27 protein-coding genes and 2 tRNA genes are annotated in these 25,034 nt (G+C 67.9%); 16 read left to right on the forward strand and 13 right to left on the reverse strand.

From position 1 onward, the window contains the following. Positions 1 to 625 precede the first annotated feature (625 nt). From BJY22_RS12780 to BJY22_RS12790, 3 genes are all read left to right on the forward strand, one after another. Positions 626 to 832: a hypothetical protein gene (locus BJY22_RS12780; RefSeq protein ID WP_167206458.1), complete on the forward strand. Its 207-nt coding sequence runs from the start codon at positions 626 to 628 to the stop codon at positions 830 to 832. A 101-nt stretch (positions 833 to 933) separates the two neighbouring features. Continuing rightward, a tRNA-Arg gene (locus tag BJY22_RS12785) sits at positions 934 to 1,006 on the forward strand. Positions 1,007 to 2,164: 1,158 nt separating this feature from the next. Continuing rightward, complete coding sequence (locus BJY22_RS12790) at positions 2,165 to 2,452, forward strand: type II toxin-antitoxin system Phd/YefM family antitoxin (protein WP_167206460.1); 288 nt, start codon at positions 2,165 to 2,167, stop codon at positions 2,450 to 2,452. A 21-nt stretch (positions 2,453 to 2,473) separates the two neighbouring features. On the opposite strand, the gene BJY22_RS12795 is transcribed toward BJY22_RS12790, so the two are convergent. The 7 genes from BJY22_RS12795 to BJY22_RS12825 form a co-directional block, all read right to left on the reverse strand. Continuing rightward, positions 2,474 to 3,160, reverse strand: coding sequence for a hypothetical protein (locus tag BJY22_RS12795; RefSeq protein ID WP_167206462.1), 687 nt, complete (start codon positions 3,158 to 3,160; stop codon positions 2,474 to 2,476). A gap of 223 nt (positions 3,161 to 3,383) precedes the next feature. After that, positions 3,384 to 4,787, reverse strand: coding sequence for a tyrosine-type recombinase/integrase (locus BJY22_RS12800; protein WP_167206464.1), 1,404 nt, complete (start codon positions 4,785 to 4,787; stop codon positions 3,384 to 3,386). Between the two features lie 207 nt (positions 4,788 to 4,994). Next, positions 4,995 to 6,197: a chymotrypsin family serine protease gene (locus tag BJY22_RS12805; protein ID WP_337758589.1), complete on the reverse strand. Its 1,203-nt coding sequence runs from the start codon at positions 6,195 to 6,197 to the stop codon at positions 4,995 to 4,997. Between the two features lie 180 nt (positions 6,198 to 6,377). Next, a complete protein-coding gene (locus BJY22_RS12810) occupies positions 6,378 to 6,986 on the reverse strand; it encodes an META domain-containing protein (RefSeq protein WP_167206466.1) in 609 nt (202 codons plus the stop codon). 1 nt (position 6,987) lies between these two features. Next, entirely contained in the window at positions 6,988 to 7,476 is a 489-nt protein-coding gene (locus BJY22_RS12815; protein ID WP_167206468.1) for a SigE family RNA polymerase sigma factor, read from the reverse strand. A 120-nt stretch (positions 7,477 to 7,596) separates the two neighbouring features. Continuing rightward, positions 7,597 to 8,913: an alpha/beta fold hydrolase gene (locus tag BJY22_RS12820; protein WP_167206475.1), complete on the reverse strand. Its 1,317-nt coding sequence runs from the start codon at positions 8,911 to 8,913 to the stop codon at positions 7,597 to 7,599. Between the two features lie 141 nt (positions 8,914 to 9,054). Next, the gene (locus BJY22_RS12825) at positions 9,055 to 9,654 is read right to left on the reverse strand and encodes a hypothetical protein (RefSeq protein ID WP_337758590.1); all 600 of its coding nucleotides are present in this window, start codon (positions 9,652 to 9,654) and stop codon (positions 9,055 to 9,057) included. A gap of 330 nt (positions 9,655 to 9,984) precedes the next feature. Here BJY22_RS12825 and BJY22_RS12830 point away from each other — a divergent pair, with 330 nt between their 5' ends. The 4 genes from BJY22_RS12830 to BJY22_RS12845 are packed head-to-tail and all read left to right on the forward strand — an operon-like array spanning position 9,985 to position 12,197. Beyond that, positions 9,985 to 10,839: a hypothetical protein gene (locus BJY22_RS12830; RefSeq protein WP_167206477.1), complete on the forward strand. Its 855-nt coding sequence runs from the start codon at positions 9,985 to 9,987 to the stop codon at positions 10,837 to 10,839. Positions 10,840 to 10,856: 17 nt separating this feature from the next. Beyond that, positions 10,857 to 10,997 carry a hypothetical protein gene (locus BJY22_RS12835; RefSeq protein ID WP_167206479.1) on the forward strand — a complete coding sequence of 47 codons (141 nt, stop codon included), beginning with the start codon at positions 10,857 to 10,859 and terminating at the stop codon, positions 10,995 to 10,997. Next, the gene (locus BJY22_RS12840) at positions 10,994 to 11,680 is read left to right on the forward strand and encodes an alpha/beta fold hydrolase (protein WP_202891089.1); all 687 of its coding nucleotides are present in this window, start codon (positions 10,994 to 10,996) and stop codon (positions 11,678 to 11,680) included. Before BJY22_RS12835 ends, BJY22_RS12840 begins: the two co-directional genes overlap by 4 nt. Positions 11,681 to 11,690: 10 nt before the next feature. After that, positions 11,691 to 12,197 carry a GNAT family N-acetyltransferase gene (locus tag BJY22_RS12845; protein WP_167206481.1) on the forward strand — a complete coding sequence of 169 codons (507 nt, stop codon included), beginning with the start codon at positions 11,691 to 11,693 and terminating at the stop codon, positions 12,195 to 12,197. Positions 12,198 to 12,259: 62 nt separating this feature from the next. Here BJY22_RS12845 and mscL read toward each other — a convergent pair whose 3' ends face one another. The 3 genes from mscL to BJY22_RS12860 all read right to left on the reverse strand — a co-directional run bounded on the left by mscL (position 12,260) and on the right by BJY22_RS12860 (position 13,779). Then, on the reverse strand, positions 12,260 to 12,646 hold the full coding sequence (mscL, locus tag BJY22_RS12850; protein ID WP_167206483.1) for a large conductance mechanosensitive channel protein MscL: 387 nt from the start codon (positions 12,644 to 12,646) through the stop codon (positions 12,260 to 12,262). Positions 12,647 to 12,765: 119 nt separating this feature from the next. Further along, positions 12,766 to 13,383: a CpaB family protein gene (locus tag BJY22_RS12855; RefSeq protein ID WP_202891090.1), complete on the reverse strand. Its 618-nt coding sequence runs from the start codon at positions 13,381 to 13,383 to the stop codon at positions 12,766 to 12,768. A gap of 57 nt (positions 13,384 to 13,440) precedes the next feature. Further along, positions 13,441 to 13,779 carry an FmdB family zinc ribbon protein gene (locus BJY22_RS12860; protein ID WP_167206485.1) on the reverse strand — a complete coding sequence of 113 codons (339 nt, stop codon included), beginning with the start codon at positions 13,777 to 13,779 and terminating at the stop codon, positions 13,441 to 13,443. 187 nt (positions 13,780 to 13,966) lie between these two features. Here BJY22_RS12860 and BJY22_RS12865 point away from each other — a divergent pair, with 187 nt between their 5' ends. Next, complete coding sequence (locus tag BJY22_RS12865) at positions 13,967 to 16,507, forward strand: penicillin acylase family protein (protein ID WP_167206487.1); 2,541 nt, start codon at positions 13,967 to 13,969, stop codon at positions 16,505 to 16,507. A 3-nt stretch (positions 16,508 to 16,510) separates the two neighbouring features. Here the strand turns inward: BJY22_RS12865 and BJY22_RS12870 are convergent, their stop codons facing one another. Genes BJY22_RS12870 through BJY22_RS12880 form a run of 3 tightly spaced genes read right to left on the reverse strand, consistent with a single transcriptional unit; the run spans position 16,511 to position 19,009 of the window. Beyond that, the gene (locus BJY22_RS12870) at positions 16,511 to 17,563 is read right to left on the reverse strand and encodes a serine hydrolase domain-containing protein (protein WP_167206489.1); all 1,053 of its coding nucleotides are present in this window, start codon (positions 17,561 to 17,563) and stop codon (positions 16,511 to 16,513) included. Then, a complete protein-coding gene (locus tag BJY22_RS12875; protein ID WP_167206490.1) occupies positions 17,563 to 18,456 on the reverse strand; it encodes a phosphotransferase in 894 nt (297 codons plus the stop codon). The genes BJY22_RS12870 and BJY22_RS12875 overlap by 1 nt, the downstream gene beginning before the upstream one ends. After that, positions 18,449 to 19,009, reverse strand: coding sequence for a 5-formyltetrahydrofolate cyclo-ligase (locus BJY22_RS12880; RefSeq protein WP_167206492.1), 561 nt, complete (start codon positions 19,007 to 19,009; stop codon positions 18,449 to 18,451). Before BJY22_RS12880 ends, BJY22_RS12875 begins: the two co-directional genes overlap by 8 nt. A gap of 65 nt (positions 19,010 to 19,074) precedes the next feature. Between BJY22_RS12880 and BJY22_RS12885 the strand changes: the two genes are divergently transcribed. From BJY22_RS12885 to BJY22_RS12920, 8 genes are all read left to right on the forward strand, one after another. Then, entirely contained in the window at positions 19,075 to 20,463 is a 1,389-nt protein-coding gene (locus tag BJY22_RS12885) for a UTP--glucose-1-phosphate uridylyltransferase (protein WP_167206494.1), read from the forward strand. Between the two features lie 19 nt (positions 20,464 to 20,482). Next, a complete protein-coding gene (locus tag BJY22_RS12890; RefSeq protein ID WP_167206496.1) occupies positions 20,483 to 20,956 on the forward strand; it encodes a GNAT family N-acetyltransferase in 474 nt (157 codons plus the stop codon). 77 nt (positions 20,957 to 21,033) lie between these two features. Further along, entirely contained in the window at positions 21,034 to 22,260 is a 1,227-nt protein-coding gene (gene glp, locus BJY22_RS12895) for a molybdotransferase-like divisome protein Glp (RefSeq protein ID WP_167206498.1), read from the forward strand. Continuing rightward, positions 22,257 to 22,775: a cyclic pyranopterin monophosphate synthase MoaC gene (moaC, locus tag BJY22_RS12900; RefSeq protein ID WP_167206500.1), complete on the forward strand. Its 519-nt coding sequence runs from the start codon at positions 22,257 to 22,259 to the stop codon at positions 22,773 to 22,775. Before glp ends, moaC begins: the two co-directional genes overlap by 4 nt. Continuing rightward, positions 22,772 to 23,260, forward strand: coding sequence for a molybdenum cofactor synthesis domain-containing protein (locus BJY22_RS12905; protein WP_167206502.1), 489 nt, complete (start codon positions 22,772 to 22,774; stop codon positions 23,258 to 23,260). The genes moaC and BJY22_RS12905 overlap by 4 nt, the downstream gene beginning before the upstream one ends. Further along, positions 23,260 to 23,877 (forward strand): GNAT family N-acetyltransferase, encoded by a 618-nt coding sequence (locus BJY22_RS12910; RefSeq protein WP_167206504.1) that lies wholly within the window; start codon positions 23,260 to 23,262, stop codon positions 23,875 to 23,877. The genes BJY22_RS12905 and BJY22_RS12910 overlap by 1 nt, the downstream gene beginning before the upstream one ends. 97 nt (positions 23,878 to 23,974) lie before the next feature. Further along, complete coding sequence (gene sepX, locus BJY22_RS12915) at positions 23,975 to 24,769, forward strand: divisome protein SepX/GlpR (RefSeq protein ID WP_167206506.1); 795 nt, start codon at positions 23,975 to 23,977, stop codon at positions 24,767 to 24,769. Positions 24,770 to 24,842: 73 nt separating this feature from the next. Further along, positions 24,843 to 24,915: transfer RNA gene (locus BJY22_RS12920), tRNA-Ala, on the forward strand. Positions 24,916 to 25,034: the final 119 nt, after the last annotated feature.

Genomic DNA, 25,034 nt, shown 5'->3' on the forward strand with positions numbered 1-25,034 from the left:
TTTTGCCGATCCCGCGTGGCCCGGAGAACATCAAGCCGTTCGTCTCCACCTGCGCGTGTGCCACATCGCTCGCCAAGGCGCGCGCCAGCGCCCGCTCAGCGTCTCGCCCCTGCGGTGCGCGCGGCGCTACGCCAGGGCGAGGTGTGAACGGACTTCCAAGTGCCATCTACGCCCCCGCGCCACGACTCCAGCCACTTCGCCCAACTCTATCTGCAATTGACTGCCTACGCCTGGCGGCCTGTGGATAACCAGGTCGACCGACGGCCTGAGCTGCGCTCGTCGCCAGATTCGCGCCGGTCGAATGGGCTGATCCAATGAGGAGCCAGGCTCTGCGTCGAGTCGGTGGGAGATCGACAGAGCGTAGCCGCGTACGGCATGATCTCACGTTGGGTCAGGGGTGACCCGTTCATCAGTGGGGGATCTCTTCATGAAGTTAGTTCTGTGTGCTGCCCTATCTCTTGTCGGAGGCCTGACAGCGTGCGGGGCCGCGCACGAGTCGCAGACGTCCACGTCGCCGGCAACAACGCCCGTCGCAAGCGCTCTTGCGACCGCTCCAACAACGACGCCAGCGGAGTCGACGAAGGCAGCTGCAGAGTCGGCGTTCGTCCTCGAAGTGATGGGCGAGATGCCCGAGCTCGTGCTTGCGCGCCCGGAGCTGGTCAAACTGGGGCACACCACGTGCCAGGCGTTCCGCGACAAGCCGGGTTCGGTTCAGTTCCTTGTCGATAACATGACGAAGGCTGGCCAGACTGCGGAGCAGATCAAAACGGCGAAGGTAGTTGCCATCGCCGCGATCCATACCCTCTGCGCCGACCAGGTCGGCGACCTGTAGGCGCCACGACCAAAGGTCTCCAACTCACGCGCCCGGACCGCCCCTCGAGCGCTGCTCGCATCAGGCAGTCAGCCAGTCAGATACGCTAGGCTCCGCACGTTGCCCCCGTAGCTCAGGGGATAGAGCAGTGGTTTCCTAAACCATGTGCCGCAGGTTCGATTCCTGCCGGGGGCACTGTTGTGACGTCTGAGGACGCGTGTCGGCATAGCTCCGAACCTTCATGGGGTCGGAACTCGGTGTTTGGCAAGGCAGGTCCAGGCGGGGCCGCTGGGCTGGTAGTCGACGGCGTCACTGAGGGGCTGCGGTCAGCGTGGGGAGGTCGTCGGCACTGGCACTACGACCAAATCCTTCGATGGCCCAATCCTCTGTGGAGGGCAGGTTGCTGTGCCTTCGACCACCACGACTGGCATCGCGAGCGTTCCACCGACTGCGAAGCCTCGCAGTGTCTGACCTGCGCATTCGAGACGAAGTCCGAGGGATCTGAGTTCTCCCGGAGCGGTTGGAGCGGCCACTCGCACGGGTACAGGCTGCGTCACGCTAGCTGATGGCCTCGGCGTGCTGGTTATCCAGACAAAGCCGAGGATCCCCACAGCGAAAGCAGTCGCGGCCACAGCTCCAACAGTTGTTAGACGAGAGAAGCGCCGGCGGACCTCCCAGTGTTCAGCAGCATCGAGCACCCGCTCGATCCGCAGCTCTATGTCAAACGACTGGCTTTGCAGGGCAGTGAGGTCACCTGACTGAGCGGGGTCATAGTCGCGGCCGCCGATGCGGACCTTTTGTCCGCCGAACATCGCTCGATACGAGGCGCTGCGGTCGGTGGCTAGCTGGTCGATCGCATCTCGGTCGGGCCCAAGCAACTCAAGTCGACGTTCGACGATGATGTGCTGGATCAGCGGCGTTCTGGGTTCGTCCAACCGTGGCCCAGGGAATGCCCCGCCATCTTCGTGGTCTAGCTCGGCAAGCCGAGCCAGCGAATGCCGGGGAGCGGCGAGGACAGCGATGGCGGTCCAGAGGATTACTCCAACGGCCCCAATAGCGAGCCCGGCGCAAGCGAGTGCCGCCACTGCAACAGGTCCGCCCACAAGTCGTGCATCCTTCAACTGGACTCCGGCGACTAAGAGTGCAGCGATCGAGCCCGAGGCTGCGACGAGCCACTTCGCAGCGGACTTTAGTTCGGCGGTGCTGTCTGTGGGCTCTGGTGAAGGGCTCGTCGGTGACGTGTTCATCGCGGCCTTCCGATTGACCTAGCAACAGTCTATGGTCAATGTACTACTTTTGTAGGTCAGAAGTACTACACTGACGTAGAACCCGACCTGTGAAGAGGCCTGAACGATGAGCGGTCAACAAGTGAGGCACGGCGAGGTGCGCGTCTACAGGATGCGTGACCTAAATCAGCACACCGCCGGCGTGCTGAAGGACATCAACGACTCGGGTCGCCCTGCGTTCATCACCCGGCATGGCCGTTTCGTTGCCATGATCACGCCACTTGAGGGACAGAACATCGAAGGACGCCTGATAGCTGCGCTCCTCGATGAGCAGGCTCAAGGATCGCCAGGTGCCACGGAGTCATTACCGACCGATGCACTTGCCAGCAGGCTCGGGATAAACCTGCCGTCCTGACGCTGTCCAGTAGCTAGCTGGCTACTGGACTATCGATGGCGGTGAAGGCGGGCCCGAGGCTTCATGAGCCAGCTGCTGAGAGGCTGTGGACGCCTCGCCGCTTGCTGGATTGCTGCTCGTGGGCGCAGATGCCAGGGTCTGAGTCGCTGCCTCAATCGCAGCCCTAACCTGGGCCTGAACTTCAGCTTGGATCTGAGCCTTCATCTCATCAGCTGCTGCAATCGCGGAAGCCGCAGCCGACTCCGCAGCAGTCGCGGCCTCGGCCGCTGCGGCAGCCGCTGCCTGCGCTGCTCCAGGTCGAGAGATGCTTGGCGCCATCCGGGCGAGGTCGCCCTGATGGAGGACCCGGACAACTGCGAAGGCCATGATTCTGCCCTGAAGCCCCGCCTTGGCGTACTCCTCGGTCGTCGGCTCGCGGTAGATCAAGTAGTAGTCACATGCGCGGCTGCGCCAATCCTCGAACTCGCTATCGCTTGCGCCGTCGAGTGTGGGGCCCAGTTGTGCAGTGTTGTGCCTCCTGATGCCCCTACGCCACGCTACCGGGGGCTCGCGACCCGCGACCGGTCCCTGATCAGAGTTCGGCGTCGGCAGGAACTCCAACGCCAGGTCTGTGGCGGCTATGTCCAACAGTTCAGCAATGACAGATCTGTCACCAACGCCAGCAAGATCTTGCTCAGCCATCGGCAGCCATTCGATCTCGTTTCGCACGATGCCCCCCATCGCTCTTGACCTAGGCGCGTAGCCCGGCCCCCTTGCTGCCAGTGTGCCGCATTGATCGATCGGTGTCGTATGTCAAAGGTTTGTATGACTGAACGGACACCTTGATCGGTCGATTCGTCGGTAAACGTGACGGCAATCCGGTCATCGAGACGGACTCAGTGGTCGACAGCGTGTCTGTCTGTCACTCGAGCTCGCTGATACTGCCGAGCGTCTACAAGGCCGGCTTCTTGAGTTCGCCGATCGCACGGCTAACTGTGCCGACGGACACTTTGTGAAGCGCGGCGAGGTCGCGGGACAATGGTAGTTCGGAGCCGACCGGGTACTTGCCTGAGGCAATATCCTGCTGAAGTGTTGCGGCCAGCGTCTCGTACGCGTGCGGCGCCCGCCGGTGGTTCTCGTAGCTCGGCCGGGGGATTGTCTGGGCGAGGACCTGGGCAGCTGACTGGTCGGCTCTGTCTGTCCAGGCGACGTAGAACTTCAGGGTTGTCGCGGCGCTCGTGTGCCCGATTCGTCCCTGCACGGTCTTGATGTCCACGCCGGCCGACAGCAGCTCGGTCGCGGAGTAGTGTCGGATTGAATGCAGGCGCGTACTGCGTAGCTTGTGCCGCTTGGCGGCGCGTCGATACCGCTGGGTTGCTGTATTGGGCTTCAGAGCGGTCGAGAAGTCCGGCGATCCAGAGAAGATGAAGGCGTCTGAGCTCAGCTCGACGCCGAGCGCCTTGCACTGCCCGGCGCACTGGTCACGGTACCTCTCGAGAAGCTCCATCGTGAGATCGTCGAGTGTCACGTGATGATGCTGCTTGCGCTTGGTCGTGGTCTCTACGACCTCGCCGGCGAGCTGGTCACCGGCGCGCTTGATGTGGAGCCGCCGCCGCTCGGCGTTCAAGTCAGTCCAACGCAGTACGCACATCTCGCCGCGACGGCTGCCAGTGATCATCGTCAACCAGAGGAACAGGCCCCAGTCGAGGCTCTTGAAGGCCTCGTTCATCAGAGGCGTCAGCTCTTCAGGCGTTGGCGGGTCAGGCTCGGGTTGGTCGAAGCCTGGCGGGTCCGCCATGGCGGGAACGTTGGTGCCGACGTAGCCCCATTTCAGCCCCTGCTTGAACGCGGCCGTGAGAATGAAGTGGATCGCTCGGACTGAACTGTTCGCCAGCGGCTCGCACTTGTGATCCTTCGCCTTATGGTACGTGCCACGAACGTTGTTGAACCGGCAGCTCTGAAGGAGGGCGTAGTACCCCTCCAGGAACTCGATCGAGGCCTTCGGGTCAGTGGTGAACTTCTTGGCCTTCACGCCTTCGAACCGCGGAGCAATGTAGTCGCGGATCAGCTGGTCGCGTCGCTGCCGGGTCTTGCGGGCCTGCTTCGATTCGTTGACCGTGCACCACTTGTCGATCAGCTCAAGGACGGTCAGGTTGGTGCGCGCGTGCTTCTGCTCGTCGACCTGGCTGAGCAGCCTGGTCAGCTCTACCTCGGCTTCGTCCCAGTCCTCGACGGGCTCCGACTTCAGAACCAGACGCTTGCCAGTGAGGGGATTGGTGCCTGCAGACACGACTGCGCGGAACGTTCCGTTCGAGCGTTCCTCGATGTGCCCCCGCCGCCGTGATCGCTTCGCCATGGGCCGCAGGGTAGCAGGCATCTGTTCCCAAAACTGTTCCCAGGCGAGCTTGTCCTGGCCTAGGCTTGGGGCGTTTCCGCAGGTCAGCGGCCTATCCTGAAGCAATCTCACCCGGTCGACGCACGGTTTAGGAAACCGACGCTCTATCCCCTGAGCTACGGGGGCGCACGCGGGGACAGCTTAGCGGAGGTGGGGGGTGGGGCGTGGTCAGCCGGTCAGGGCGGTGACGCCTAGGTGGCCGGCGATGGAGTTGTAGCGTTCGGCGTAGAGGGTGGTGCAGCGGGAGGCGGCGCAGCCGGCGCCGGCGAAGGCCAGGCCGCGGATGATCGCGGAGCTGGTGCCGCGGCGGGTGTAGACGGGGCCGCCGGAGTCGCCGCCGATGATCGCGACCAGGCCGCCACGGGTGGCGCGGATGACGTACGTCGTGCAGCCGTCCGTGTCGCAGTACCTCGCCGAGTTCGAGCGGACCGTGATGCTGCACACCGACGTACTGAAGCTGCCTGACTGGCAGACGGAGGTGCCGACGCCGGGGTCGCCGCCTCCGGTGACGGTGCGGGTGTCGGCGCTGTCGCCGGGTCCGTCGGTCCAGATCTTCGTGCCGTACGCGCTGCCCGTCATCAGGGCCTGGTCGTAGTCCGGGTAGTTCGTGCGGACGGTGGTGGTGCCGTAGTAGTTGGTGCCCGACTTCCAGACCGTGCCGGGCGCGCCGCAGTGGCCGGCGGTGACGGAGCCGCGCTGGCCGTTCGAGCGCCGTACGACGGAGAAGCCGGCGGAACAGTTCTTCAGGGCCGACGTGATCCGGGCGCCGCCCCAGTGACCGCCCTTCGGGGTGTCGCTCAACCGGGACGTCCGGGCGAGCGAACCGGCGACGAGTTGTACGCCGGACAGCTCGCGGAGACCGGCCAACGCAGCGGGGGTGGTGGTCGCCTGGTCGTACTCGACGACGACGCTCTCGCTGGCCGGGTCGAGGTCTGCGGCGAACGTCGTACGCGAGGCGTCGGTGGACCACGAGCGGGCGCCGACCGCGTTCCAGGCGTCGGCGATCGACTGGGCCGAGCGGCAGCTGCGCTCGACCTTGACCATGGACTTGCCCGCCACCGGCAGGTTGCGGGCCATCGCGGACTGGTACTTCTCGGTGTCCAGCTTCGCGGAGTCGACGACAACCTTGTAGCCGGTCGTGGCCGAGCCGACCACGCCGATGACGCCCTGGCTCAGCCCGTACGGCAGGCCGGACGTCGGACGGCCGGTGGCGTCCAGAGGTTCGAGGGAGCGGACCGCGGCGGAGATGCCGTCGCCGAGCGACTCACCCAACGGCCGCGCGTCGGACGCGGACGTCGGCTGCGCCAGCCGCGTCGCCTCGGTCGAACTTGCGCTGGGCTGGGCATGGGAGCAGGCCGCAGCGCCCGTCACCGCCCCCGAGGAGGGGGCGGTGAGGGCAACTGCGAAGAGTGAGACTGAACCGAGCGTGACCAGAGGGACGGTGACGGAGAGTCGCACAAGGCTCCCAAGATCGGTGGACCAAACCACTAGATGGTCCGGTCAGAGACTCCGTTCCGTCAAGAGGTGATCACCGTCCGCGAGCGGATTCGGCTACCGTGAGCGAACGTACTGGGCAAGTTCACGCCCGTCGGCGCCGAAGAACTGCAGCGTGTCGCCGGTCATCGCGATCCGCTTCGCGGCACGCAGTACGCCGGTGTGCGGCACGTTCTCGCAGCCGATGAGGGTCTGCGCCCCGGGCGTCGCGGTGAACGCGCCACGCGGACCGATGCTGTACGTCCCCTGCAGACCGTTGCAGCCGTCCGAGCCTCCCCACGTCCCGTCCGGCCGGAAAACCAGCACCGGGTCCTTCGGCCGAGGGGCTCTCAGTGACTCGGCGCCGACCATCCGCACAGGTTGCCAAGTGCCGGACACGGTCTGCGCGGACAGCACCTGGGGTGTCGGAGAGACCGACTGCGGCGGACCGGCGACCGGTTGCTCGGTCGGGTCGGTCGGTGTGTTCTGCGAGCCGGCCAGGCCGAAGCCGGCGACGGCGACCGCGGCCACCGCGACGGCGGCCGCACCGGAGACGACCCAGGTACGCCGCTGGGCGCGACGGGCGCCCGTGGTGGCGCGCTCGGTCAGGTCGTCGGCCTGCGGCACCGAGGCCGCGGCGCGTTCGAAGGTACCGCGCAGGTCGTCTTCGAGATCGGTGTTGCTCACGTCAGCCTCTCATCGGCACGTTGGACTCTCTGGCTTTCCGTAGCGAGGCGAGCGCCCGGCTCGCGGTCGCGCGCACGGAGGACGGCTTGATGCCGAGCACGTCGGCGATCGTCTGGTCGTCCAGGTCCTGGTAGTAACGCAGCACCAGGACGACCCGCTCCCGGGCGGACAGCGTCGCCAGCGCCCGCCACAGGTCGTCGGAGTTCGCGATGTCCGCGGCGTGGTCCGGCACGGTCCGCCGCACGTCGAGGTCGGCCGTCGGCGCCTCGCTGAACGAGCGCCGGCGCGTCATCGACAGGTACTCGTTCACCAGGATCCGCCGGACGTAGTGGTGCGGATCGTCCGCGGCGCGGACCTTCCGCCACTTGCGGAACGCCTGCATCAGCGCGATCTGCGCCAGGTCCTCCGCACGCTGGTAGTCGCCGGAGACGGTGAACCCGAGCCGCACCAGGTCCTGTCCACGCGCGGCCACGTACTCCTCGAACTCCACTCGCGACTCCCTGGCTGGGCGTACAACTCCTCACACCTATTAGACGCATCGAGTCGCCCACGTGCTGCAACCGTTCGCGCACAGTTCGATCTCTAGTCCGGCCTGTCTGGTCCAGACCGTCTATTTCAGCAGGAACGTCCGTACCGCTTCCCGGCCGCGGGGATCGCGCTGCACGCTGTGGCCGCTGCCGGGTACGACGACCAGCTCGGCCTCCCGCGCGTGCGCCTTCTCCCAGTTCGCCCAGTCGAGCGGGCAGAACAGGTCGTGGCTCCCGTGCAGGATCAGCGTGCGCGGCAGCAGTTCCTGTCCGGGCGGGTACGTCGACACGCGGGCATCCGGCCAGCGGAGACAGCCCTGGATCATGAGCTGGTTGCGCGCGGTCGCCACGTCGTACGGGTACAGCTGCTTCGGGTCCAGGCGGCGTACCGCCTCGTCGAGAGCGGACCGGCGGTCGGGCTTGCCTGACCAGGGGAAGCGGAGGTCCGAGCAGAGCGTGGCGAGGTGGAGCCCTGCGGAGAGTGTGTCGAAGCGCAGGCCCTTGCTGGTGGTCTGCTGGAACAGCTCCTTCAATGCTGTGTCGTCGCCGTTGCGCGCGGCGTGCAGAACGGCGGGAATCCCTTTGAGAGACGGGTTGACCGCGTTGAGGCTCGCTACGGACAGCGTCTCCATCAGGTCGGTCCCGCTGACGCCGTGCTGTACCAACCACGCCAGGTCCGCCACCGGGTCCGTCGTACACGCGGGGTCCTGGCGGCACGCGGCCCTGAGTACTCCGGCGGTGGCTGCCATCAGGTCCACTCCCATCGGGTCGAACCCCTTGTGCGGTACGACGGAGTCCAGCACGAGCGCCTGCACGCGGTCCGGGTACTTCAGGCCGTACTGCGCGGCGGTGAAGCTGCCGTACGACGTACCGTCGAGCGTCAGCCGGTCGACGTCGAGGTGCTCTCGGAGCTGCTCGATGTCGTCGACGGTGTCGGGCGTGCCGTAGTACCCGAGCTGTTGACCGATCCGCTGCGCGCACTGGTCGACCGCCGCGGCCGGTGGCGTGAGGAAGTCCGAACCGCCCACAGTCCCTTGCAAGGAAGGGCAATTGATGCCCTTCGATCCGGTGCCCCGCTGGTCGAACATGACCAAGCGGTACTCGCGCAGTACGTCAGGATGCACGTTGCGGCGGAGGCTGGTCACGAGAGCTGCGCCGGGCTGACCGGGGCCGCCGGTGAGCAGTAGAAGGACGCCGCGGGGTGCGTCCACGTTGTCCGCCGCGACGACGGCGAGGTCGAGTGACGGTCCGTCCGCGCGTTGCCGGTCGAGCGGGACGTGCAGCGTCGTACAGGTGAATCCATGGATGCAGGGCGCGGAGTCCGCGGTCTGCTTGCCTGAGCACGCGGTGGCGGTCGTCGCGACAAGGAGGACCGCACACAGCAGCCGGATGATTCGCATGTGCCCCTCCCTCACCGCGAGGGTGCGGCACGGCGGGCGACACCGCAACCTGCCTCGCGGGTCGACCCCGAGAGGGACCCGCAAGGCAGGCGCGGGTTGACCCCACTGCGGACGGCTTCGGGGTGCGCGTCCGTCGTGAGGTCAGCGCAGGCCGAGCGACTTCGTCAGCTCGGCAGTCACCTGGCGCGGCGCCGGCAGCACGCCGGGCTTGCCTTGGCCTTCCAGCGAGGTCGCCACCAGGCGGTGGCAGCCGTACGACTCGGCGGTGAACGACAGGACGCCGCGGTCGTTGTCGGTGAACCGCAGTACGTAGGTGGGACCGAGCTCCTTGGTACAGATGCTCGGCTTCTTCGCGACGGGTTTCGCCGCGTTGACCAGTGCGAACAGGTCCGTGGCCTGTTTGCCGTTGCGCTTCGTGGTGACGTTCGCGTAGTCCTGCCCGGTCGCCTTCGCGTCGTACTGGCAGATCGTCACGCTGACCGGCGTGAACGTGGAGGTGGCGGCGCCCTGCCCCCAGACCGCCTTGTCGGTGGCGGTGCGAACAGCCGCGATGGTCTCGGGGCAGTCCGTGCTCGGTGTGCCGCCAGGGCTGTTGCTCGGGCTGGGCGACGGGGTCGGGGTTTCCGTGGGCTGGGCGGCGGGCGGGGGCGAGGCTTCCTCGGTGCCGCAGGCGGCGGCGAATCCGAGTACAGCCACGACGAGCGTCGCACCGATCAGGCCCCGTGTCCGTTGTGCACTCACGACTCGGTCCTTCCGGGTTGGCAAGGTCAACATGATGGTGGACCGGGGTCTCACCGCACGTGCCGCAACATCACGGCGGCGCGTCTATCCCGTCACGCCGCCGGATCGATCCCCAACCGAGGCACACCTGTAACCTCCACGCACTGGCCACCCCCACCCCACCATGCGGCCCGTCCGGCGATCCACGCACCCCTCCGCGCGGGTCCCGCTGCAGTCCGTGCGCCTGACCTGCCCGTCGTGGACGACATGGTCGTGCTGCCGAGCGGGGCCGACGCGGAGGCGCTTGCGTAGCGGTGGCGAGTGACCGCGGGGGCTTTAGGATGTTGTGTCGTGGGCCGGAAGAAGGCGGGTGCGGAGGCTGCGGCGCAGCGGGAGTGGGAGCTTGGTATCGACTGGGCCCGCTGGCTGCTCGCGGGTAACAGGCCGGCGCCGCTCAGGATGTACGGCCTCGTTCTGGAGCCGGACGAGGTCGCGTATCTCGAGACCAACATGCAGTACTCCCGGTTGTACGGCGGCGACGGTCGCTACCGGCACAACAGCGGGACGTTCATCGGGAAGCCGGGCTTGGTGCTGGGGATGATGGCGGCCACCGCCGCGGTGAACGCGAGCCGCAAGGCCGCCGCGAAGCGGGACATGCAGCCGTCCTGGCGTGATGTCCAAGAGGTCCCTGTGGTGGCGACGAACCTGCGGCTGATCTGCCACCTGCCGGGCAAGGGCTGGATGAGCTTCTACTACAGCGCGGTCCAGGAGTTCTATCCCGATACGGACAACTGGATGATCACGTTCGGCTTCCAGAACGCGGTGCCGCTGCGGCTCGCAGGTCTGCCCACGCCGACGTTGTCCGTGCTGAGCGCCTGGTGCGTGCACGGCAACGGCCGCTGGCACGCCGAACCGGGGATCGCCCCACTGGTCCAGGCAGCCCTCGGCCCGCCGCCGGCACCCCCCGCCGACGAGGTCCCGCCCGCCTCCACCGGCCAACTCCAAGACGACAACAACCACAGCTACTCCGGCACCCACGACGGTGCCCACGACGGTGCCCACGACGGGACTCACGACGGGACTCACCGCCGTGCCCAGGACGGTGCGCAGGCGGATGGCTACGCCGACGATGACCCGGGCCAGGCGGGCGGTGGCGTCTACGAGGATCTGATCAGGTCGAAGCTCCACCCGGACGATCGCCCGTGACTCGGTAGTCTGGACGTATGACGAGCCCGTACGAGGACGACGAGCCGCTGCTGCCGGACCAGACCCGGGACGACGACCCACGCGCGTGGGGCGACCACGACTCCGGCAGTGACGACGACGAGCGCATCCTGAACGAGGTCCCCCCGCACCACGGATGACCGCATCGGTGCTCCTCGTCCATGGTGGCCTCTGGGACACCACGGACGCCACCATGTTCTGGCACACGCCCGGCATCACCGAGCGCCTGATCGCAGCCCTCGCCCCGGCCGGCACGCTCGGCGCAGGTGGTGCGCAGGGCGTGGAGGGTGTGGAGGTGCTGGTGCCTGACCGGTCGCGGCGGCCCGGTGCGTGGGAGGTTGAGGTTGCGGCGCTCGGTGAATATCTGGGGAATCGTTCCGGTCCTGTGAGGGTCGTTGGGGCCTCCAATGGATGTACGGTCGCGGTTCTGCTGGCGTCGAGGTTTCCGGGGGTGGTGGATCGCCTCCTTCTGGCCTGGCCCGCGACGGGTGACGACGCCGGCGCGAACGAGCGGGCTCGACGGGGGATGGTGGATCGCGGCTGCCCGCCCGATGTCGCGGACGGTCTGCTCGCGGGTGGGATCCTGCGCGGCGTGACGGACGAGGAAATGGCGTCGCTGACGAGAATTCCGGTGGCGGTGCTGCCGTCGGTCCCGGAGAATCCGTCACATCAGCGGAAGACGGTCGACGCGTTGCTGCGGTCGATCCGGGGGAGTCGTGAGCTGGCCGGGTGCCCGGAACCGCCGGCGCCCGCCTTCAGTACGAGGAACGGCACGACGCACCTGGATCAGCTGCTGCGGACGATCGTGGAGTTCGTCAACTGAGGGGAAGAGCGTGGAGCTTCGGGGGTTCGACGACGGGTACGGCGTCCAGGTCGCGGACTGGGCGCTGAACGAGAAGGAAGTGGCGTTGCTGTCCGGGCGGGTGGTCTACCCGTTCCCGGAGGAACTGCGGGCGAACTGGCGGACGGCCGACGCGGACATTCACTCCTATCTGTTGTTCGACGGCGAACGGCCGGTCGGATACGGCGAGGTCTGGCTGGACGACGAGGAGGACGAGGTCGAACTCGCCCGGATCATCGTCGATCCGAAGGTCCGTGGCCGGGGTATCGGTGGTGAGCTGGTGCGGGCACTGCTCGGGCCGGCGCTGGATGCCGGGTACTCGGAGGTCTTCTTGCGGGTCCGTCCGGAGAACGCGCCGGCGATCCGGGCCTACCACCGCAGCGGCTTCGTCGACGTCCCCGCCGCGTTGATGGAGGAGTGGAACGACGGTCAGCCGGTCCCGTACCGCTGGATGCGCTATGCCGGTGAGCAGGTGGGCGTCGGCGAGCTCAGGGGCTGAGGTTTTGCGCCCACCTGCTGACTGCTGATGTTCCTGGCTGGTCCGCGTCCGGCGGCCCGGTCCTACCGGGGCGTGCGCAGCAGGTCGCGGATCTCGGTCAGCAACTCCTGGTCGGTGGTCAGCGGGTCCGGCTCCGGCTCCTGGCCGCGCTTGCGCCGCTCGGCGAGCTTGTTCAGCGGCATCACGATGAAGAAGTAGACGGCCGCGGCGACGAAGAGGAAGCTCAGCGTGGCGTCCAGGACCAGGCCGATCGAGAACTTCGCGCCGTTGACCTCGAAGTTGCCGACGCCGGTCAGGTCCGCCTTGCCGAAAATCGCCGCGATCAACGGGTTGATCAGCCCGTCGACGAGCGCGTTGACGATCTTGGTGAATGCTGCGCCGATGACGACGGCGACCGCGAGGTCGACGACGTTCCCGCGCATGATGAATTCTTTGAAGCCCTTGAGCATGTGGGTTGTCCTCCACGAAGCGGGTGGTTGTACCCGGACAAGGTAGGGCCGAGGGCCTGGCAGGGCGAGATCCCGCGCCGTGCGGCAACGCATCGTGCCGCAACAACTTCGGAGCGTGGTCAGCCCGTATCGGGCGTCAGGGCCACGGTGATGCGTGAATTCGTACTGGCCTGGGCCAATCGGCTCGCCACCTCCGGCGTCGCCGCGACGACGATCAGCGCGCCCGACGTACCCGAACGCGGCTCGGGCAGGGCGAGAACGGGCACGGCGCGGGCGAGCAGTCCGGCAGCGTCAGCCGTCGTACTGCTCGCGGCGTACAGATTGAGGTGGTCGCCGACCCGGAGCAGGCTCGTGATGTCGGGGTCGTCGATACGGACCGGGTAGGCGAGCGCGCCGGACGGTACTGCGGGAGGCGCCAGGAATCTCGCGTCGGTGAGTGGTTCGCCGGATCTCACCGGCCCGCTGAGCACTCTCGTGGTCAGTTCGCTGCCAGGTCTGAGCGCACCGTCGGGAACGGAACCCGGTGGCAGCTCGATGGTTCGCAGGTCGTCGCGCGCGGGCGCGGCGCCGCCGGTCAGGTCGCGCGCGGCGGCCAGCACGGTGACCGTCGGTGGTGGCGCGGGGGAGAGGGCGAGTAGTCCGAAGTACACGGCGGCCGCGGCCGCGACACCGGCGAGGAGCCGGCGGTGCCAGCGGGCGGCGCGGAACAGATCACGAAGCAGGGAAGGGATTTTCATGCCGGAGAAGGTACGAGTTTCGCCGGCACCCGCCTCTCAGTTATCCACAGGGGGCGGTCAGGCCGCGCTGGTCCCCGAGGACGACGAGCTGCTGGAAGACGAGCTCGACGACGAACCGGACGTTCCGGAAGAACCGGACGAGCCGGTGGACGACGACCCGGAGGACGACCCCGAGGAGGACGACGACTCGGACTTCGCCGGCACCGAGCTCTTGCCCGACGACCGGCTGTCGGTCCGGTAGAACCCGGAGCCCTTGAACACGACGCCCACGGCGTTGAAGACCTTGCGGAGGGTGCCCTGGCAGTTCGGGCACACGGTCAGCGCGTCGTCCGTGAAGCTCTGGCGCACCTCGAGCGCCTCGCCACAATCGGTGCACTGGTACTGGTACGTCGGCACGGTCGGTTCCCTTCAAGCCGCTGGCACTCCTACTACCCGACTGCTAATAATGCGCCAGCCGCCCGAAGTATTCCAAACCCGCGTCCGCTTACCTCAACTCTGCGTCCATGTCCAGCGAACGCAGAGCAACGCAAAGTTGTGAGGGACCCCATTTGGGGAGGACGGGGTGATTCTCTACGGTTGGTCCGTGCGTCGCCTGCTTCGAGTCGTCATCATCAGCGGAATCGCCCTCGCCACGGTCCTCCTGGTGATCGCGGGTACCGTCGTCTTCGTCGTCCGCCACTCGTTCCCGACGTACGACGGAACGATCGAGCTGAACGGCCTGGAAGCCGAGGTCAGCGTGGTCCGGGATGCGAACGGCATTCCGCAGATCTACGCCGACACCCCGGCCGACCTGTTCGCGGCGCAGGGCTACGTGCACGCGCAGGACCGGTTCTTCGAGATGGACTTCCGCCGGCATGTCACGTCCGGCCGGCTGAGCGAGCTGTTCGGCAAGTCCGCGCTCGAGACCGACAAGTTCGTCCGGACCCTCGGCTGGCGACGGGTCGCCGAGAAGGAACTGCCGCTGCTCAGCCCGACCACCCGGCAGTACCTGGACGACTACGCGCGCGGCGTCAACGCGTACCTGTCCAAACACAGCGGCTCGGGCCTCAGCCTGGAGTACGGCGTCCTGTCCCTCCAGCCCGGCGGCCCGAAGAACTACCGGCCGGAGCCGTGGACGGCGGCCGACTCGCTGGCCTGGCTGAAGGCGATGGCGTGGGACCTCGGCGGGAACCTGGACGAAGAGGTCACCCGGACCAAGCTGCTGTCGACCTACACAGCGCGCAACATCGAGAGCCTCTATCCGCAGTACCCGTACGAGCGGAACCAGCCGATCATGACCGCCGGGTCGATCGGCAGTGACGGCAGGTTCAGCACGGCGCCTGCCAGTCCCGAGCTCCGCCGCGGAATGCTCACGCAGGACCTGCTGAAGTCACTCGACTCGGTGCAGAAGGTAGCGAAGGGCCTGCCCCAGTTGCTCGGCCAGGGCGACGGCGTCGGTTCGAACTCCTGGGTCGTCTCCGGTGACCACACCACCACCGGCAAGCCGCTACTGGCCAACGACCCGCACCTGGGCGCGACCATGCCAGGCATCTGGACGCAGGTCGGTCTGCACTGCAACAACGTCGGCAAGGCCTGCCCGTTCGATGTGTCCGGCTTCAGCTTCTCCGGTCTGCCCGGTGTGGTGATCGGCCACAACAACGCGATCTCCTGGGGCTTCACCAACCTCGACCCGGACGTCCAGGACCTGTACCTGGAACGGATCGAGGGCAACAACGTCCTCTACAACAACAAGTGGCGCGCGATGGCCACGCGCGAGGAGACGTTCAAGGTGGCCGGCCAGGACGAGCCGGTGAAGATCACCGTCCGCGAGACCCGGCACGGCCCGCTGATCTCCGATGTCGGCGAGGACGAGCGCAAGGTCGGCGAGCTGGCGGCCACACAGGCGAAGTACCCGACGGCGTACGGCGTGGCGCTGCAGTGGACCGCGCTGAACCCGGGCCGGACCGCGGACGCGCTGTTCGCCATCAACACCGCCCAGAACTGGACCCAGTTCCGGGCCGCCGCCCAGCAGTTCCAGGTGCCGTCCCAGAACCTGGTGTACGCCGACACCGACGGCCACATCGGCTACCAGGCGCCCGGACTGGTCCCGATCCGCGCCACCGGCCGCGGTGACTGGCCTGTGCCGGGCTGGGACCCGAAGTACTCCTGGAAGGGGTACGTCCCGTTCGACGCGTTGCCGACCGAGCTGGACCCGCCGAGCGGCATCATCGTCACCGCCAACCAGGCCGTGGTGCCGAACACCTACACCCACTACCTGACCAACTCGTGGGACTACGGGTACCGCTCGCAGCAGATCCTCGACCGGATCAAGGCCGCCGGGAAGCTGGACGTGAACGCGATGGCGTCGATCCAGCTGGACACCAAGAACAAGGCCGCCGAGAAGCTGGTGCCGTACCTGCTCCGGATCAGCATCGACGACGCGTTCGAGAAGCAGGGCCAGGACACCTTGCGGGACTGGGACTTCACTCAGCCGCCGGACTCCGCGGCCGCCGCGTACTTCAACGTGGTGTGGCGCAACCTGCTCTCACTGACCTTCCACGACCAGCTCCCCGAGGACACCTGGCCGGACGGCGGCTCGCGCTGGTTCGAGGTGATCCACGTGCTGCTCGGCCAGCCGAACAGCGGCTGGTGGGACGACATCCGCACGCCGCAGCGGGAGAGCCGGGACGACATCCTGCGTGAGGCGCTGGTGACCGCGCGGACCGAGATCACCCAGAAGATGGCGCGCGAGCCGGCGAACTGGCAGTGGGGCCGGCTGCACAAGCTGACGCTGACCAACCAGACGCTGGGCACTTCAGGGATCGGAATGGTCGAGAAGATCTTCAACCGCGGACCGTACGAGCTCGGCGGCGGTACGTCGATCGTCGACGCGACGGCCTGGGACGCTTCCGAGGGATACGAAGTGACCGCGACGCCGTCGATGCGGATGGTCGTCGACCTGTCGGACTTCGACAAGTCCCGGTGGATCAACTTGACCGGTGTCTCCGGCCACGCCTTCGCCTCGAACTACACCGACCAGACCGAGCTGTGGGTCAAGGGTGAAACCCTCCAGTGGGCCTACACCAAGGGCGCCGTCGAGGCGTCCCGGAAGCACTCCCTGACCTTCACCAAGCCGGAGGGGTAGCCGTCACCAAGCGGGCGCGCTGGCGAACAGGTCTTCCGGCCAGGTCCAGATCGCCCGCTGGGTCAGCAGGATGGAGATCGTGCCGTCGGCAGGCGTCGTGGACCACAGCGTGCCCAGACCGCCCGCCCAGCCATAGCGTCCGCCGCCTACGGACACTCCGTAGCCCCAGCCGGTGTCCGGTCCGAGGAAGTCAACGGCTGCTGCTCGTTGCGCTGGTGTGAGCTGATCGGACGTCAACTCTGCGACAGCTGCCGGCGACAGCAGATCGCCACTCAGCAGCATTCGCGCGAACACGTGGAAGTCGTCGACGGTCGAGATCAACCCGCCGCTGGCGTCCGGGAACGCCGGCGGCGTCAGCCACTGACTGCTCGCCGCCGGGTCCAGCACGTCGTCGCCGACGTACGCCGTGGTGAGCCGAGCCGGATCAGCCGCCGTGAACCCGGTGTCGCGCATCCCCAGCGGCTCGAAGATCCGCTCCCGCAGGAACTCCTCCAGCGGCTGCCCGGAGACCCGTGCGATGAGTACTCCGAGTACGTGTGAGCCTGTCGAATACAGCCAGCGTTCACCGGGCTGGTACTGCAGTGGCAGCGTTCCGAGCCGCCGCATCCACTCGTCCGGTTCCAGCGGGGTCCGCGGCAACGGAGGACCGAAAGTGTGCAACTCCAGCTCCTGCTCACGTTCGCGCAGCGCTGGGTTGTCCGACTCACCCAGCCCGAGCCGGAACGTGAGGAGGTCCCGCACCGTGATCGGCCGTTCAGCAGGCACCGTGTCGTCGATCGGTCCGTCCGGCTCCCGCAGTACGACGGGATGCGCGAGCTCCGGCAGCACGTCGGCCACTGGTGCGTCCATGGACAGCCGGAGCTCGTCGACGAGGAGCATGGCCGCGGTCGCGGTGATCGCCTTCGTGAAGGACGAGATCCGGAACAGGCTGTCCCGCTGCAGCTCCGGTCCGTCGTACGCCGCCCTACCGAGCACCTCGACCCGGGTCTCGTCACCGCGGCTCACCAGGCTGATGATGCCGGGTACTACACCGGTGTCTACGTAGGTCTGCAGCATCAACCCAGTCCAGCAGCGAACGGCATGCTCCGCCACTGTACGGCGAACATGCGGATCCCGTCTGCCATTGCCGGGATCTGCGGGACCAGCGGGGTGCAGACCAGCAGCTGCAGAACGCGGGCCAGGTCCATGAGTTGCTGGACGTCCGGGTCGAGCGGAGTAGACGCAGCCTCGCTATAGGTACGGCAGAGATCAGGGCCCCAGCCGGCGAAGTCCCACTCGCGCGGACCGATCGTCACGTCCTCGAAGTCGGCCCAGAGCGGCCCGTCCACGGTGGTGATGAGATTCCACGCCGGGGCGTCTCCATGCAACGGCTGCACGATCGCGGTCGGGAAGGCCTCCTGGAACCCTGTCCGGCTGGTCAGGATCGGCTCCAGCACCTTCCACTCGGCTCTCGCCCGGTCCACGTCCTCCTGCTCGAGCAGGCCCGGCACAGCCTCGACCGCGTTCAGACCGGGACCGACCAGCCGCAGAGGCGTCATCCAGGGCAGTTCTCCCGGGTACTTCGCGAGCAGGTCGTGTAGCTCAGGTACGCGAGCTGTCGCGGCGACGTAGTCCGGTTCGGCTGCCTTGTCCACGTCGACGTACGTCCAGAAAGTCATGGACAGTCCGTCCTGCTGCACTGGTTTCATCGGGACCAGTGGGCTCGGCGGCACAACCGGGAGGCCCTCTTCCACCAGCCAGGCCACCACATCCAGCTCACGCTGCTGGCGTACGGCGGGCTCTGGTTCCTGTAGCGCTCCCGGCAGGGTCATCGGCACCCGCGCGACCACTGGTGACGGCTTCAGGTGTACGACCGTGGAGAACCCCTCGTAGAGGACTGTCGGCTCGTCGACGGTCAGACCGAGGTTTCGTGCGGCAGTGGCTGCGGCTTGGACAGCGGTCTCAGTCATCCGTCGATCCTCGCAGTTGGGTCAAACGATGAGGTGTCAGCGCCGCGTCCACCGGACGGTCGTGCTCGACGGACGGGAGCGTGTCCACGATCTCCGTGTCGTACACGGCGGCCCACACCGGCGTACCGGGGCGAACGCGGGCGAGTGCACGGTCGTACGAGCCTCCGCCGCGTCCCAGCCGTACGCCGTCACGCGCGACCGCCACGGCGGGGCAGATGACCAGGTCGGCGGTCGCGATCGCGTCGGAACCCAGATCGGTCCGCGGCTCCGACAGACCGAGCCGCCCGGGGACCAGATCGGCTGCACCAGGTGCGATGCCCCAGCCCAGGTCGTTGTCGGCGTACAGGATCGGCAGGAGCACCTCGCGGTCCGTCGCGAGCAGCCAGTCGATCAGCGCCCCGGTCTGCGGCTCGGGCCCCATGGACACGTAGAGCGCGATCCGGTGCACGTCCGGCAGTACCTGTTGGGCGCTCGCCAGCAGCCCCTCAGCGCGGGGCCGCAGCCTCCGAGCGTCGAGGAAGTGCTGCCGCGCCGCGGCCTTCGATGGGAACACCTTCTGATCGTATGAGCGTGACGCGGGCAACACTGGGATTGGCGGCCGTCCCCTAGGGTTGGTGCATGAGTGAGGTGGGTCTCAGACAGGCGCAGGAGAAGATGCGCGCGGCCGGAGCAGCCGAGGTCGCGATACGGGTCTTCACGCACTACTACCGGCTGCTCGAGTCCGGGCAGCAGGGCAAGATCCGTGAGGACGACATCGAGCCGGTCGGCGACCTGCCGCACCTGGACCACCTGGACACCGACGCGGAGGCGCGCCGCGCTGCGCTGGCCGAGACGGTGGTGATCAAGCTCAACGGCGGACTGGGTACGTCGATGGGCGTCACCGGGCCGAAGTCCGCGCTGCCGGTCAAGGACGGGCTGAGCTTCCTGGACATCATCGCCCGGCAGATCCTGAGCACCCGACGCAAGTACGACGTACCGCTGCCGCTGGTTCTGATGAACTCGTTCCGCACCAAGAGCGAGTCGCTGCAGATCCTCGGCGAGTACGACGGTCTCGCCGTGGACGGCCTGCCGCTCGACTTCCTGCAGAACATGGAGCCCAAGCTGCTCGCCGACGATCTCACGCCGGCCGAGTGGGAGGCCGACCCCGAGCTGGCCTGGTGCCCGCCGGGACACGGCGACCTGTTCACCGCGCTGGTTGCCTCCGGCACCCTCGACGCGCTGCGGGAACACGGTTTCCGGCATGCGTTCATCTCGAACGCCGACAACCTCGGTGCGACACCGGACCCGCGGATCGCCGCGTGGATGGCGGAACACGACGTACCGTTCGGGATGGAGGTCTGCCGGCGGACCCGCTCCGACCGCAAGGGCGGCCACGTCGCGGTCCGGAAGTCCGACGGGCGGCTGATCCTGCGCGACAGCGCGCAGGTCGCGGACGAGGACACGCGGCACTTCCAGGACATCGCCCGGCACAGGACGTTCAACACCAACAACCTGTGGATCGACCTGGACCGGCTCGCCGAGTTGATGGACGGGCACGACGGGGTCCTCGGCCTGCCGATCATCGTGAACCGCAAGACCGTCGACCCGGCCGATCCCACGTCGCCGAAGGTGATCCAGCTGGAGACCGGGATGGGGACCGCGATCGAGACCTTCGAGGGCTCGCAGGCTGTGATCGTGGACCGGAGCCGGTTCAAGCCGGTGAAGACCACCAACGACCTGCTGGTGCTGCGCTCGGACGTCTACGAGCTGGACGAGGCGGGCGACCTGACCACGACGCACGAGGGCGACGAGCCGTACGTCGACCTGGACCCGGAGTACTTCAAGATCCTCGCCGATTTCGAGACCCGGTTCCCGGCCGGGCCGCCGTCGCTGGTCCGCGCGGACCGGCTGGAGGTGCGCGGCGACGTTGCCTTCGGCAAAGATGTCGTGGTGGTCGGGGACGTCGAGGTGACTGCGCCGGCCGGTGAGCGCCGGGTGATCCCGGACGGGACCGAACTGCGCGGCTGAACACTTCGGGGGGACAGTGGTGGACGACCTGTTGATCAGGCCGCTGGAGCCGTACGACACGGACGAGGCGGCCGCCGTCTGGTGGCGGTCGCGGCATGCGGACGGCTCGCAATTGCCGCCGGCGATCCACACCGCCGAGCAGGTCGCGACGTGGTTCGCCGACGTACTGCTGCCGGACGCGCAGACCTGGGTGGCCCTCGACGACGGCCGGATCGTCGCGGTCCTCACCCTCGACGGCGACGACCTCGACCAGTTGTACGTCGCCCCGGACGCGGCCGGCCACGGCATCGGCTCGACCCTCGTCGAGCTCGCCAAGGACCTCCGGCCGGGCGGGCTGGCGTTGTGGACGTTCCAGAGCAACACGCGCGCGCAGTCCTTCTACCGGCGGCACGGCTTCGCGGAGGTACGCCGTACCGACGGCTCGGCCAACGAGGAACACGCTCCCGACGTCCGCATGGTCTGGGGCAACCACCCCGAAGCGGAACCGACCTAGACCTCAACCGGACTTCTTGGCGCACCCTCCCGGAACTATGGCTGGAAACCCCCGATCCGTGGATTAGGGTCGAGCTCGTGAGACGGAGTGTGGATGAGCATCTCGAGGTCGTACTCGGACGGGTGACGGCCCTGCCGGCGTTCGACCAGCCTTTGATGGACGCGGTCGGTCTGGTGCTCTGCGAGGACATCGTCTCGGGGGTGAGCCTGCCGGGGTTCGACAACTCGGCCATGGACGGGTACGCCGTCCAGGCGCGGGACCTGGCCGGGGCCTCGGACGAGAACCCGATCAGTCTGCCGGTGGTCGGGGAGTTCCGGGCCGGGCGCAGCGAGCCGATCGTGGTGACCCCCGGGACGTGCGTGCGGATCATGACCGGCGCGCCGATGCCGCGCGGTGCGGACAGTGTGGTGCCGGTCGAGTGGACCGACGGTGGGACGGTCACCGTGCGCATCACCCAGCAGCCGCAGGTGGGGGCGTCGGTACGGCGTGCGGGGGAGGACGTGACGGCCGGGACACAGGTGCTCGACCGGGACACCGTCCTCGGTCCGCGGCAGATCGCCGTACTGGCAGCGGTCGGCAGGGCCCGGGTGAAGGCCCGCCCGCGGCCGCGGGTCGTGGTGATCTCGACCGGCGCCGAGTTGCGCGAGCCGGGGAGCCGGCTGGGCGAGGGACAGATCTACGACTCGAACAGTTACACCCTGGCCGCGGCGGCCCGCGACGCCGGCGCGGTGGTGTATCGCGTCGGCATCGTCGACGACGACCCGAAGCGGATCATGGACACACTGTCCGACCAGTTGGTGCGCGCCGACCTGGTGATCACGACCGGCGGCGTCAGCATGGGTGCGTACGACATCGTGAAGGAGGAGCTCGCCAAGCTCGGGACGGTGGACTTCCCACAGGTCGCGATGCAGCCGGGCAAGCCGCAGGGGTTCGGGGTGGTCGGTGAGGACGAGGTACCGATCTTCACGCTGCCCGGCAACCCGGTGTCGGCGTACGTCTCGTTCGAGGTGTTCGTCCGTCCGGCGCTGCGCAAGATGATGGGGCAGATGCCGTACCGGCGGGCGCTGGTTTCGGGTGTGACGCTGGACGGGTTCAGCTCGCCCGCGGGGAAGCGGCAGTTCGTCCGCGCTGCGGCCACCGCGGGCGACGAGGGCTGGATGGCCAGTACAGTCGGCGGGCACGGCTCGCACCTGCTCGGCGGGTTGAGCCGCGCGAACGCGCTGATCGTGGTGCCCGAGGACGTGACCTCGGTCCGCGCCGGCGACCAGGTGGAGCTGATGTTGCTGGACAAGGAGACCGGATGACGCAGGACCCGCGCGCGACGACCACCGGCTCCGGTACGACGGGAGCCGGCGGGCTGACCCACGTCGACGAGACCGGGGCGGCGCGGATGGTGGACGTGTCCGCGAAGGACACCACCGTCCGGCGGGCCGTTGCCAGCGGCAAGGTTCTCGTCTCGGCCGAGGTGGTGACGGCGCTGCGCGGCGACGGCGTACCGAAGGGCGACGCGCTCGGCGTCGCCCGGATCGCCGGGATCATGGGCGCGAAGCGGACGCCGGACCTGGTCCCGCTGTGCCATCCGATCGCGATCACGGGCGCCAAGGTCGACCTCGAGGTCGCGGACGATGCCGTACTGATCCGGGCGCAGGTCAAGACGACCGACCGGACCGGTGTCGAGATGGAGGCGCTGACCGCGGTGGCGGTCGCGGGGCTGGCGGTCATCGACATGGTGAAGGCGCTGGACCCCGCGGCGGTGCTGACCGACGTACGGGTGGAGTTGAAAGAAGGCGGTAAGACCGGGCACTGGGAGCGGCCGTGAGGGCTCTCGTCGTCAGCGTCTCCAACCGGGCAGCCGCCGGCGTCTACACCGACACCACCGGTCCACTGATCGCGTCGCGGTTGGCGGAGTGGGGTTTCGAGGTGTCGGGGCCGGACGTGGTTCCGGACGGTGCGCCGGTGGGGGAAGCGCTGCGTGCGGCGGTCGAGGCGTCGTACGACGTTGTGCTGACGACAGGTGGTACGGGGATCTCGCCGACCGACGAGACACCCGAGCAGACAGCCGCTGTACTGACGAAGGTCGTGCCGGGGATCGCCGAAGCCATCAGGTCGTACGGCGTTGCGAACGGCGTACCGACGGCTGCACTCTCGCGCGGACTGGCCGGAGTCGCTGGTAGTACGGTCATCGTCAACCTTCCTGGCTCGCGGGGCGGGGTGAAGGACGGTCTCGCCGTACTCGAGCCGCTGCTGCGCCATGCGGTCGAGCAGGTCCACGGCGGTGATCACGTGCGGACGGATACCGACTGATGGCGATCGTGCATTGGCCGGTCGAACTGAAGCACGGACAGGTCGCACTCCGGCCGTTGCGCGCCAGTGACGGAGGCGAATGGGCCGCCGCGCGCCAGCGGAACGTCAGCTGGCTGCGGCCGTGGGACGCCACCCAACCGCCGGGTGCGGAGGACGGCGCGCGCACGTTCCGCGCGATGGCACGCGACTGGAACCGGCAGGCGAGGTACGGCCGGATGCTGCCGTTCGTCATCACGTACGGCGGTGCGGCGGGCGCCGGCTCGCGGTCGAAGTGGCCGTTGGTCGGACAGCTCACGGTGTCCGGAATCACCTACGGTTCGGCCCGCTGGGCGAACCTCGGCTACTGGGTCGACGAGCAGTACGCCGGTCGCGGCATCGTGCCGACCGCGGTCGCGATGGCCGCGGACCACTGCTGGTTCACCCTTGGCCTGCATAGGATCGAAGTCGCGATCCGCCCCGAGAACAAGGCAAGTCTGCGGGTCGTGGAGAAGCTCGGCTTCCGGTACGAGGGCGAGCGGCCGCGGTTCCTGCACATCGACGGCGACTGGCGCGATCACCGCATCTTCGCGCTCAACGCCGAAGAGGTCGGACCCGGTCTCGTCTCGCGACTCCCGTGACTACGCTGCGTGCTATTCACATCAGTCACACGAGTCTTCTTGCGACACACCGTCTCACGTACCCCATCTGGCCCCCGCCGCGCCTTAGCGTCATCGCATGGGGACGACAGGGCTGATCTATGTGGCGATTGTCGCCGCGTGGGCCGCCTATCTCGTCCCGATGTGGCTGAAGCGCGGCGACGAAGCGCGGCGCACGCCGGTCGTGCCGTCGTCCGACGAGGCGCGCGTCCTCTCGCGTGACCCGTCGCGGCCGCGGTACGTCGTACGCCCGGCCGGATCCACCGCCGCCGACGACCCGTCGCCACCGCAGCGGTACGTCCCCAACCGAGCCCGCCGGGTGGCCGCAATGCGCCGCCGGCGGGTGCTGTCGATCCTGACCCTGTCGCTGCTGTCCGTCGTCGCGCTCGCCGGTCTGGCGATCCTGCCGTGGTGGTCGGTGGCCGTACCGGGATCGTTGATCGTCGCGTTCGTCGTCCTCACCCGGGTGCAGCTGCGGCGCCAGGCCCGTGCGCGGGCCCGGGCCGCGGCGGAGCGTCGTACCCGTGCCCAGGCCCGGCACGATCGCGGGCCGGCCGGGAAGCCGGCGCCCACGCCCGACGACGAGCTGACCATCGAGGTCAAACTGCCGGCCGAACCTGCCCCGGCGGCAGCACCGGCGAAGCAGGAGAAGCCTGCGTCCGAGGGGCTGTGGGACCCGGTGCCCGTCACGCTGCCGACATACGTCATGAAGGAGAAGGCGCCCGACCGCACGGTCCGGACGATCTCCCTCACCGACGACGAGGTGTTCTCCAGTGCCCGTACGACGGACCCGTCCGAGAAGCCCGCAGCCGCCGAAAAACCGGCCCCGCAAGCCGCCGAGGAGCCCGAGGTGCGGCGCGCCGTCGGCGACTGATAATCCGGTTTTAGTCTGCGGGGCTCGACGTGTTAGAGTTTCGCGGTCGCCAGGGAAACCAGGCGACCAGCTTGGGGCTGTGGCGCAGTTGGTAGCGCGCTTCGTTCGCAACGAAGAGGCCAGGGGTTCGAATCCCCTCAGCTCCACGAAGGCGATAGGCGACTCGTGCCTGCGGAAAGCGCAGGCCGGGTCGCCTTCGTCGTGTTGTGCGGCTGCGCTTCGCTTGCCGCAGGCGGGGGCTCCGCCACCCGCACCCCCTTGCGCC

Origin of the sequence: Kribbella shirazensis (assembly GCF_011761605.1) — a bacterium.
GTDB classification, from domain to species: domain Bacteria; phylum Actinomycetota; class Actinomycetes; order Propionibacteriales; family Kribbellaceae; genus Kribbella; species Kribbella shirazensis.